The organism is Stenotrophomonas sp. 05L414_2 (assembly GCF_056397905.1).
Map to the genome: position 1 here is coordinate 1 of NZ_JBFTOJ010000142.1, position 10,822 is coordinate 10,822.

At 68.0% G+C, this 10,822-nt stretch carries 9 protein-coding genes; 4 read left to right on the plus strand and 5 right to left on the minus strand.

The window, feature by feature from the left end; genetic code table 11:
- Positions 1-96: 96 nt before the first annotated feature.
- A complete protein-coding gene (locus AC1DJN_RS16960; RefSeq protein WP_180830857.1) occupies positions 97-1,734 on the minus strand; it encodes an acyl-CoA dehydrogenase family protein in 1,638 nt (545 codons plus the stop codon).
- A gap of 114 nt (positions 1,735-1,848) precedes the next feature.
- On the opposite strand from AC1DJN_RS16960, the gene AC1DJN_RS16965 reads away from it, so the two are divergent.
- From AC1DJN_RS16965 to pdeM, 4 genes are read left to right on the plus strand one after another with little or no spacing between them, the layout of a single operon-like run.
- Positions 1,849-2,847, plus strand: a complete 999-nt coding sequence (locus AC1DJN_RS16965) for a ligase-associated DNA damage response exonuclease (protein WP_032977105.1) — start codon at positions 1,849-1,851, stop codon at positions 2,845-2,847.
- Positions 2,844-4,451, plus strand: a complete 1,608-nt coding sequence (locus tag AC1DJN_RS16970; protein WP_025879174.1) for an ATP-dependent DNA ligase — start codon at positions 2,844-2,846, stop codon at positions 4,449-4,451. Before AC1DJN_RS16965 ends, AC1DJN_RS16970 begins: the two co-directional genes overlap by 4 nt.
- Complete coding sequence (locus AC1DJN_RS16975; RefSeq protein ID WP_442252215.1) at positions 4,448-6,907, plus strand: ligase-associated DNA damage response DEXH box helicase; 2,460 nt, start codon at positions 4,448-4,450, stop codon at positions 6,905-6,907. The genes AC1DJN_RS16970 and AC1DJN_RS16975 overlap by 4 nt, the downstream gene beginning before the upstream one ends.
- Entirely contained in the window at positions 6,897-7,538 is a 642-nt protein-coding gene (gene pdeM, locus AC1DJN_RS16980) for a ligase-associated DNA damage response endonuclease PdeM (RefSeq protein WP_282280605.1), read from the plus strand. The genes AC1DJN_RS16975 and pdeM overlap by 11 nt, the downstream gene beginning before the upstream one ends.
- Positions 7,539-7,559: 21 nt before the next feature.
- Here pdeM and AC1DJN_RS16985 read toward each other — a convergent pair whose 3' ends face one another.
- The 4 genes from AC1DJN_RS16985 to AC1DJN_RS17000 all read right to left on the minus strand — a co-directional run bounded on the left by AC1DJN_RS16985 (position 7,560) and on the right by AC1DJN_RS17000 (position 10,692).
- Entirely contained in the window at positions 7,560-7,829 is a 270-nt protein-coding gene (locus tag AC1DJN_RS16985; protein ID WP_025879177.1) for a hypothetical protein, read from the minus strand.
- Between the two features lie 178 nt (positions 7,830-8,007).
- Complete coding sequence (locus AC1DJN_RS16990; RefSeq protein ID WP_033831732.1) at positions 8,008-9,276, minus strand: FAD-dependent oxidoreductase; 1,269 nt, start codon at positions 9,274-9,276, stop codon at positions 8,008-8,010.
- Between the two features lie 374 nt (positions 9,277-9,650).
- Positions 9,651-9,857 (minus strand): transcription antiterminator/RNA stability regulator CspE, encoded by a 207-nt coding sequence (gene cspE / locus AC1DJN_RS16995; protein WP_019183439.1) that lies wholly within the window; start codon positions 9,855-9,857, stop codon positions 9,651-9,653.
- Positions 9,858-9,945: 88 nt separating this feature from the next.
- Positions 9,946-10,692 (minus strand): S-methyl-5'-thioinosine phosphorylase, encoded by a 747-nt coding sequence (locus tag AC1DJN_RS17000; protein ID WP_025879179.1) that lies wholly within the window; start codon positions 10,690-10,692, stop codon positions 9,946-9,948.
- Positions 10,693-10,822 lie beyond the last annotated feature (130 nt).

Here is a 10,822-nt window from a genome sequence, read left to right on the forward strand (position 1 = left end):
GGTCGTATTTACGGCGCCCCCTGCGCAGCCCACCCGCGCGGCCCTGCCCACGCTCCTGCGCCGCCCACCATGAGGGGCTTCGCCGTTGGCCGTCACCTACGGCAGCGCACGCGCCAGCATCGCCGCCACATCCAACCCCGCCGGCAGCGTGCCGAATGCCAACCCATGCTCGCCGTGCAGCCGGCTGCGGATGAACGCTTCGGCCATTGGACTGCGTGCACGCAGCAACAGCGCGGCCTGCAGCAGCAAGGCAGTGCGTTCGCAGAACACCCGTGCCTGTGCCTCCTCCGGCGCCGCCGCATCGCGCCACTGCTGCAGTGCCGACGCATAACGCGCATCACGATCGGCCACCGCCTCCAGTTCACCGTGCAGCGCCGCCAGCACCTCCGGCTCGCGCGCCAGCGCGCGCAGCACATCCAGACACTGGATGTTGCCGCTGCCTTCCCAGATCGAATTCAACGGTGCCTGCCGGTACAGCCGCGGCAACATCGATTCCTCCACGTAGCCGGCACCGCCCAGGCATTCCTGCGCTTCGTTGACGAACGCAGGTGCGCGCTTGCATATCCAGTACTTGCCCAAGGCCGTACCCAGCCGCGCGAGCGCGGCCTCGGCCGGATCGCTGCCAGCGCGATCGACCGCGCGTGCGATGCGCATCGCCAGCACCGTGGCCGCTTCCGATTCCAGCGCCAGATCGGCCAGCACGTTGCCCATCAGCGGATGGTCCATCAGTGGCTTGCCGAAGGTGCGCCGATGCCGCGCGTGATGCAGCGCCTGCGCCAGCGCCATGCGCATTTCCGCCGCAGCGCCCAGCATGCAGTCCAGCCGGGTCATCATCACCATGCCGATGATGGTGGCCACCCCGCGTCCCTCCTCGCCCACACGCCAGGCCTGTGCGCCACAGAACTCCACTTCGCTGGATGCGTTGGCCCAGTCGCCCAGCTTGTCCTTCAAGCGCATCAGGCGGAATGCATTGCGATCGCCGTCGGCCAGGCGCCGTGGCATCAGCAGGCAGGTCAATCCGGCCGGCGCCTGCGCCAGTACCAGGAAGCCATCGCACATGGGTGCGGAGAAAAACCATTTGTGGCCGATCAGCCGATAGCGCTCGCCGTCGATGGGTTCGGCGCGGGTGGTGTTGGCGCGCACATCCGAACCACCCTGCTTCTCGGTCATGCCCATGCCCAGGGTGATGCCGGCCTTGTCGGCCACTGGCACATCGCGCGGGTCGTATACCGGTGCGGCGGCCTTGCGCGACCACTCGGCCAGATGCGGCTGCCCGCGCAGCACGGCTACCGCGGCGTGGGTCATGGTCAACGGGCAGCTGGTGCCGGCCTCGGCCTGGTGGTGCAGGTAGCTCAGCGCAGCGCGCGCGACATGCGCGCCGGGCTGCGGCTCGTGCCAGGACAACCCTGCCACGCCATGTTCCTTGGCCGTCTGCATCAACTGGTGATACGCCGGATGGAATTCCACGGTATCGATGCGATGGCCCTGCGCATCATGGGTACGCAGGCGTGGGCGATCTCGGTTGGCGTCGAAGCCGATGCGGTACAGCGCGTCGCCGGCCAGTCCTCCGTACGCCGCCAACCGCGGTGCGAACGCCGCCGCGCCCTCGCGCTGCACGGCCTCCATCAATGCGATGTCGTCGGTCCACAGCTGCCGGCCGGCGAACGGCGGCGGCTGGTTGAGCACCACATGGGTTTCGTAGGGGGCGCTGCTGTTGAAGCTCGGTCCACTCATCGGTTCCTTCCCCGCCGGCAAGAGGTGTGCGGTCCGATTGTGCCGTATCGCCCGGCAACCCCGCGTTCAGGCCGATTCTCGCCACGTGCACGACCGGACCGCCACAGTGACGGCATGGCAGGCAAAGACGATCTGGTAGTACTGCGGCCGGAAGGGCTGTACTGCGCGGCAGGCGATTTCCATATCGATCCCTGGCGGCCGGTACCGCGCGCGGTCATCACCCATGGCCATGGCGACCATGCGCGTCCGGGCATGGGCGAGTACCACTGCAGCACCGGCAGCGTGCCGATCCTGCGCTGGCGCCTGGGCGATGTGCCGCTGCACGCGCATGCCGAGGGCGTGCCGTTCGCGCTGGGCCGGGTGCAGGTATCGCTGCATCCCGCCGGCCACGTGCTCGGCTCGTCGCAGGTGCGCATCGACGATGGTGAGCAGGTCTGGGTGGCGTCGGGCGACTACAAGCGCCAGCCCGACCCCACCTGCACTGCATTCGAAGTGGTGCCCTGCGATACCTTCATCACCGAGGCGACCTTTGCGCTGCCGATCTACCGCTGGCCCGATACCCGTGCCGTGGCGGCCGAGATCGCCGCCTGGCGCCGCGAGTGCGCGCAGCGGGGCGAAGCGGCAGTGCTGCTCTGCTATGCGCTGGGCAAGGCGCAACGCGTGCTTGCCGAGCTGCGTGCGGTGGATGACCAGCCTGCCTGGCTGCATGGCGCCATCGCCAACGGCGTGGCCGTCTATCGCCAGGCCGGTGTGCCCATGCTCGACACGCTCACCGTTGCCGAACAGGGGCGTCAGCCCGATGCGGCCGGCCAGCTGATCCTGGCCCCGCCCTCGGCCGCCGGTACGCCGTGGCTGCGCCGGTTCGGCCGTCACCAGCTCGGTTTCGCCTCGGGCTGGATGCAGTTGCGCGGCAACCGCCGCCGGCGCAACGTCGACCGTGGCTTTGTGATCTCCGACCATGCCGATTGGCCAGCGCTGCTGCAGACCATCACCCAGACCGGCGCGCAGCGGGTCATTGCCACCCACGGCAACACCGATGCGTTGATTCCGTACCTGCGCGAACGCGGCGTTGCGGCCGAAGCGTTCCGCACCGATTTCGGAGGCGAGGAATGAAGGCCTTCGCCGCGCTCTACCAGCGGCTGGATCGCAGCACGGCGACGCTGGACAAGCGCGCGGCGTTGATCGATTACTTCCAGCACGCACGCCCGCATGACGCAGCATGGGCGCTGTACCTGCTCAGCGGCGGCAAAGTGGGCGGCGCGCGGCGGAAGATTGCCGGCAGCGGCGAATTGCGGGCGTGGATCGCCGACGAATCCGGCCTGCCCCCCTGGCTGGTCGAAGACAGCTACGCGCAGGTCGGCGACCTTGCTGAAACGCTTACCCTGCTGCTGGATGATCCGGCCACCGAAGCCGAGGATCGGCCTCTGGCCGACTGGATCGAACACCACCTGCTTGCCGTTGCCAACCAGCCGGAGCCGGTGCGTCGTGCCGCCGTAGTCGACGGCTGGCGACAGCTGGCATCGGCCGAACGCCTGGTCTTCAACAAGCTGCTGACCGGCGCGCTGCGCGTTGGCGTATCGCAGCGCGTGGTGCAGCAGGCGTTGGCCGAGTGGTCCGGGCTGGATATCGCCCGCATCGCCCAGCGCATGCTCGGCGACTGGGTGCCCTCCCCCGGCCTGCTTACCACCTTGCTGTCTGCCGAAGAACTGCCGACCGATCGTCAGCAGCCCTACCCGTTCTTCCTCGCTTCGCCGCTGGAAGGCGAGCCTACCGAGCGGCTGGGCGACATCAGCCACTGGCTGCTGGAATGGAAGTGGGATGGCATCCGCCTGCAGCTGCTGCGGCGCCAGGGTGAGGTGGCGTTGTGGTCGCGCGGCGAAGAGCGGCTGGACGGTCGCTTCCCGGAGATCGAGCAGGCGGCAGCGTCTCTGCCCGATGGCTGCGTACTCGATGGCGAGCTGCTGGCATGGGACGACGCCGACAATCTGCCGCGTGCATTCACCGCCCTGCAGACCCGCATCCAGCGCCGCAAACCCGGCGCCGCCACCCTGCGCAACACGCCGGTACGCGTGCTCGCCTACGATCTGCTTGAACGCGACGGCGAGGACCTGCGTGCACTGCCGCTGCAGCAGCGACGCGTGCAGTTGGCCGAGGTGGTCGGCGCGCTCGGCGATCCGCGCATCCAGCTCTCGCCCGAGGTAGACGCCGACGATTGGCAGCATGCCGCGCAGCTGCGCGAAGCATCGCGCGAGCGTGGCGTGGAAGGGCTGATGCTCAAGCGTCGTGATTCGGTCTACCAGTCCGGGCGTCGCCGTGGCGACTGGTGGAAGTGGAAGGTCGAACCGCTCACGATCGATGCGGTGTTGCTGTACGCGCAGGCAGGCCATGGTCGGCGCAGCACGCTGTATACCGACTACACCTTCGGCGTCTGGGACGGCGAGACACTGGTTCCAGTAGCCAAGGCCTATTCCGGTCTGGACGACAAGGAAATCCTCGCCCTCGACCGCTGGATCCGCGCGCACACGCGTGAACGCTTCGGCCCGGTGCGCAGCGTAAGTGCTGAACAGGTGTTCGAACTTGGTTTCGAAGCAGTCAACCGCAGCGCGCGCCACAAGTCCGGCATCGCCGTACGCTTTCCACGCATCCTGCGCTGGCGCCACGACAAGCCGGCTGCCGAAGCCGACCACCTGGCCCAGTTGCAGGCGCTGGCGCGATGAAGCGCAGCGATGCGCTGCAGCGCCTGCACGCATGGTTCGGCAGCCGCGGCTGGCGCCCCCTGCCCTTCCAGCACGCCATGTGGCGTCATTACCTGGCGGGCGAATCTGGCCTGCTGCACACGCCCACCGGCAGCGGCAAGACCCTTGCCATGTTCGGCGGCCCCTTGTTGCAGGCGATGCTCGACCCGCCCCCCGCACCGCGTCGCGCCAGCGCGGTACGCCCGCTGCAGGTGCTGTGGGTAACGCCGCTGCGTGCGCTGGCCAGCGATACCGCACGTGCGCTGCAGGCACCGATCGACGGCCTTGGCCTGAGCTGGCGCGTGGGGCTGCGCAGCGGCGATGCCAGCAACCGCGACCGGCGCCTGGCCCGCGAAGGTCGCATCGACGTGCTGGTCACCACGCCGGAGTCGCTGGCGCTGCTGCTCAGCTATCCCGACACCCTTGAGCGCATGCGCCAACTGCGCTGCGTGGTGGTGGACGAATGGCACGAACTGCTGGGCAACAAGCGCGGCGTGCTGCTGCAGTTGAATCTGGCGCTGCTGCGTGAGGCAGCCCCGGCGATGCAGCTGTGGGGGCTGTCGGCCACATTGGGCAACCTGCCACAGGCACGCGACGTACTGCTGCCACACCGTCCACAGGCAACGATCGTGGAAGGTGCACGGCAGCGGCCGGTGACGATCCGCAGCCTGCTGCCCGAACCCGGCGAACGCTTTCCATGGGCCGGGCATCTTGGCCTTTCCCAGCTTCCGCGCGTGCTCGACGCGCTGTTCCGTGCACGCAGCAGCCTGCTCTTCACCAATACCCGTGCGCAGGCGGAACTGTGGCACCAGGCCCTCGCAGCCGTGTGGCCGGAAGATGCCGGCACGCTCGCCCTGCACCATGGATCATTGGATCCCACGCTGCGACAGCAGGTCGAGGACGGACTGCGTGCGGGCACGCTGCGCTGCGTGGTGGCCACCTCCAGCCTGGATCTGGGCGTGGACTTTCCGGAAGTGGACCAGGTGCTGCAGCTGGGCAGCCCGAAGGGCGTGGCGCGCCTGCGCCAGCGCGCTGGGCGTGCACGTCATCGGCCCGGTGCCAGCGGCCAGATACTGTGCATTCCCAGCCATGCGCTGGAACTGGCCGAGTACGCGGCGGCCCGGCACGCGTTGCATGACGGGGTGATCGAAGCGCGACGTCCTCCCACGTTGTCGCTGGACGTATTGGCCCAGCACGCCGTCAGCCGCGCGCTGGCGGGCGGCTTCAACGCCGATGCACTGCTGGAACAGGTCCGTGGCACGCATGCCTTCGCCGCGCTGGAGGACGCACAGTGGAATGCGGTGATCGATTTCATCGTGCAGGGCGGACGTGCATTGTCCCGGTACCCGGAGTTCCACAAGGTGGTACGCGATGCCGACGGCGTGTACCGCATGCCCGATCGCCGCCAGGCGCTGCGCCATCGGCTGTCGATCGGCACCATCAGCAGCGACGGCAGCGTGCGCGTACAGTTCCTGCGTGGCGGCAGCCTGGGCGCGGTGGAAGAGCAGTTCGCCAGCCGCCTGCGCCGCGGCGACCGTTTCCAGTTTGCGGGGCGGCTGCTGGAGCTGGTGCAGCTTCGCGACATGACCGCGTTCGTGCGCGTGGCGCGCGGTGGTGGTGATGGCGTGGTACCGCGCTGGCAGGGCGGTCAACTGCCACTGTCGATGCCCTTGGGCCGCGAACTGGAAAAGGTGCTGTCAGGCGCCGACCAGAGCGCGGAGTCGCGGTGGCTTGCACCGCTGCTGGCATTGCAGTCGCAGCTGTCTGCGGCGCCATCGCCCGACCACCTGCTGGTGGAAAACGTGCGCCGACGCGAAGGCCAGTTCCTGTTCGTCTATCCCTTTGCGGGCCGCCATGTGCACGAAGCGCTGGCCGCGCTGCTGGCCCTTCGCTGCACCCGTCGGCAACGCAACAGCATCGGCTATGCAGTGAATGACCATGGCCTGGTGCTCGCTCCGGCCACGCCGGTGGATCTGCAGGAACAGGACTGGCGGGCAATGCTGGATGCTGGCGATCTGCTGCAGGACCTGCGCGCAGCGGTGAACCTGGGCGAGCTGGCGCGCCGCCAGTTCCGCGGCATCGCGCGCGTAGCGGGCCTGCTGGTACCCAGCCTGCCGGGTGGCATGCCACGCTCGCTGCGCCAGCTGCAGGCCTCCGCCGGACTGCTGCATGACGTGCTGCGCGAGCACGACCCGGAGCATCTGCTGCTGGCATTGGCCGAGCAGGAAGTACTGCACGACAGCCTCGACCTGCCCGGGTTGCAGCAAGTGCTGGTACGCATCGCCACACGTTCGTTGTCCCTTCAGCGGCCCTCATCACTGACCCCGCTGGCATTTCCCTTGTGGGCCGAACGCCTGCGTGGGCAGTTCAGCAATGAAGACTGGCGCACGCGCGTGCAGCGTGCCGCGCAGCAGCTGGAGCGCCGCCATGGCCGCTGATCTTCCGCTGCAGCTGGGAGGTGAGTCGATGATTCTGCTCGGCGGCCGGGCGCTGCTGTGGCCGGCGCAGCGCGCGCTGTTGATCGCCGACCTGCACCTGGGCAAGGCGGACGTGTTCCGGCGTGCGGGAATCGCCCTGCCGTCGGGCGGCACCGGCAATGACCTGCAGCGCCTGCAGGACCTGGTGGCCACGCACCAGTGCCGACAACTGTGGATTCTCGGCGACGTCCTGCACGGCCCGGCGCATCGCGCGGCCTGGTATCAGCAATGGCTTGGCTGGCGCGAACATCACGCGGCGCTGGACATCCACGTGGTGCGCGGCAATCACGACCGGGATCTGCCGAAGGCGGCGCTGCAGGTGCAGATGCATGACGACGCGCGATGGGGACCGTTCCTGCTGCGGCACGAGCCGCTGGCCGATGCCTCCGCGCACGTGCTGGCGGGCCATGTGCATCCGCAGGTTGCGTTGCCGGCACTGCGTCGGCGCTTCCCCGCGTTCTGGCTGCGCCAGGGCGTGACCATCCTGCCGGCATTCTCGGCATTCACCGCCGGTGTGGTGCCTGTACTGGCGCCGGGCGAACAGCTGCTCGCCTGTGTGGAAGACAGCGTAGTGCCGCTACCGGTTCGCTGACGCGTCGAGACCTGCGCGGGATTACGACGGGCGGGCGGCGATTCCGTGCATCAGGCTGAAATCCTGCGTCGCCTCGTCGGCGTGGCGCGGCAGTGCCTGTATCGCCATCAGCATTTCCTGCGCGCAGGCGCGGATATGGCCGTGGCTTTCCGGTGATGCGTGGCTGATCAGACTGCCGACATGAAACTCGAACACATCTTCCAGTACGTCGGGCTGGTCCTCGTGCAGCATCCGCAGCAGACCGCGCAGCTTGCAGATTTCCGATTCCAGCTTCTCGACCGCGAACAACATGGCATCCTCCTCGTGCATCGTGCGGCGCATCCGGGCCGCAGCAGGCAACGACGGCGGCGCCACCCGGGCCACGCGATGATCGATCACGAAAAGGAAAGCGGGCGACGCGGCTGCCGCGTGCTCATCTCTTGTCGCACATACGGGGTGAGGCAATCGTTAAGTGCCGTAACGAAAGGCTTCACGCGGTGGCCGGCATTTCCACGCCCTGTAGCGGCAGGGGCGCAGCGGCAAGCGCCTGGATGAATGCCGGATCGAGCGGCAACGCGCCCAGCCATCCGTGCTGGGTGCCGCTGAGCACGCGCAGCATGTGCCCACGCCCGCCAGGCAGTCGTCCCATCGGCCCCAGCAGCACATCGCGCGCCTTTGCCCACGCATCGCGATCGGACTGGAACAGCGGCGTCAGCCAGCGGCTCCAGCGCTGATAGACCGCCACATGCGCACGTCGTTGCGCCTGGTAGGCCTGCAATGCCGGTTCGCCACCRCCGTGGGTGCGTAACGCGTCGCGCAGTGCCAGTGCATCCAGCAGCGCCATGTTCACGCCCTGCCCCAGCTGCGGGCTCATCGCATGTGCKGCATCGCCTGCCAGCACCAGCCGCCCCTGATGCCAACGCTTCATCACGGCATCGCGGTACACCGCACGCGCCAGCTGACCGGCGTCGCGCAGATGGGCGAAGCGCGCGCCCGCCTGTGGCCACAGCGCATGCAGTTCTTCCAGCCACGGCGCCATGCCGTCGCCCTGCCAGCGGTCGAAATCCGCACGCGGCAGGCTCCAGAAAAAGCTCAGGCGAGGCGTGTCGTCACCGGGTCGGGTGCCCACCGGCAGCAGGCCGATCATCTTGCGCGCGGCGACGTAGCGCTGCCGCAGCTGCTGCATGTGCGGCCAGTCTTCGGCCGGCAACAGGCACCACAGCGCGCCCCACGGGTACACCCGGTCCAGCGCCGCGCCACCGTCGACGGCGTTGCGCAGCGTGGAGGCGGCGCCGTCGGCGGCAACCACCAGATCGAACGGTCCGTGCGTGCGACCGTCGCTGTCGCGCAGCCGCCCCTGCTGGTGATCGACCTCGACGATGGTCGTGCCCACGTGCAGCTCGCCGGCGCCTTCACGCGCCTGGTCCAGCACCGAGAACAACGCCCCGCGCTGCATGCCCATGCCGTGCAGTCGCGCATCCAGGCCGTCATAGCCCATGTCCATCACCGCGCGCTCGCACGGCGTATCGCCATACAGCCGTCGCACCGGCATGGCGTAGCCACGCACGGCCTCAAGCAGGCCCATCTGCCACAGCACCTGCAGTCCGCTGGGCTGCAGCAGGAATCCCGCACCCACCGGCCCGGGGGTCGGCACGCGTTCGAAGATCTCCACCTCGTGGCCATCACGGGTGAGCAGGATGGCCAATGCCTGGCCAGCGGTGCCGTATCCAATCACGGCGATGCGCAGTCGTTCCGTCATGCCTGCATTGTGCCATCGGCGCAGGGGCGGTACATCAGCTGCCCCTCTTCCGAGCAGATGTGCCGGGCTCCGCCACCACTGCCGGCTCTCCTGCGAATGTCCCCCGGCAGCCTCTGCGCGGCTGCCTCCTCCTTTACTTCGCAGGAGAGCCGCCAATGGTGGCAGCGCTCAGCTTTCATGGCCTCTGTTGGCGCGCGCGATTCCGCAACGGGAGCGCCTGTCCTTGCGTGCGCAGTAAAGGAGGAGGCGATGGCCGCAGGCCGGCGCCGGGGGACATTCGCACGCAAGGACAGGCGCTCCCGCCGCAAGAGCATCTTCACGGCCAGCAAAAAAAACCCCGCCGAAGCGGGGTTTTCAACGCACTATCGAGTGGATCACTCGGCCGGAACGATGTTCGAGGCCTGGGCGCCCTTCGGGCCCTGGGTCACGTCGTAGGTGACCTTCTGGCCTTCCTGCAGACTGCGGAAGCCCTTGGAGTTGATCGCGGAGAAGTGCGCGAAGACGTCGGCGCTGCCGTCCTCCGGCGAGATGAAGCCAAATCCCTTGGCGTCGTTGAACCACTTGACGGTACCGTTCGGCATGGTGATGCGTGACCTTATGCAATGAATGGGTGGTGTACGCTGAACCCGCGCACAAGCTGAGTATGCAAAGCTTGTTACGCGAAGACAATCACCCCCGCGCCAATTCGCCGACCAGTTCCGGAAGTCCGTTGCTGGCGGCCTGCACATTGGCGAGCACTTCGGCCATGGTGATCTCCTCACCATCACCGCACCCGGCGGCCCAGTTGGCAACGATCGCCAGGCAGGCGTAATCCAGCCCCAGCTCACGCGCCAGCGCCGCTTCGGGCATGCCGGTCATGCCGACCAGATCGCAGCCATCGCGGCGCATGCGCGCGATCTCGGCGATGGTTTCCAGCCGCGGGCCCTGGGTCGCGCCATAGCAGCCGCCATCGTGGACCTTCACACCGGTCACCTTCGCCGCCGCCAGGATCTTGCTGCGCAGCATCGGCGTATACGGATGGCCGAAGTCGACGTGCACCACGTCGGTGCCCTCTTCTTCGCAGATCGTGCTGATGCGGCCCCAGGTGTAATCGATTACCTGATCCGGGCAGGCCAGCACGCGCGGCCCGAAATCGTCACCGATGCCACCGACCGTGTTCAGCGCCAGCACCCGCTGCGCACCGATCTGCTGCAGCGCGGCCAGGTTGGCCCGGTAGTTGATCTTGTGCGGCGGCAACGAATGGCCTTCACCATGGCGTGCAAGGAAGGCCACGCGATGACCGAGCAATGTCCCGACCCGCACCGGGCCGGACGGCTTGCCGAAGCGGGTGTCGACTTCGTGGGTCTGCACGTCGTCAAGCTTGGCCAGGTTGTAGACACCGGTACCGCCAATCACGGCCAGGGCGATCTGTTGCATGGAAAGCACTCCAGAGAAAAAAGAACGCCGGCACCCGAGGATGCCGGCGGCGGGAAACGCAGGCCGCAGGCGGCCGCGTTGTTATTCCTTCATCGCGTAGATGGCCGGCACGCAGCGCAGGGTTTCGTTG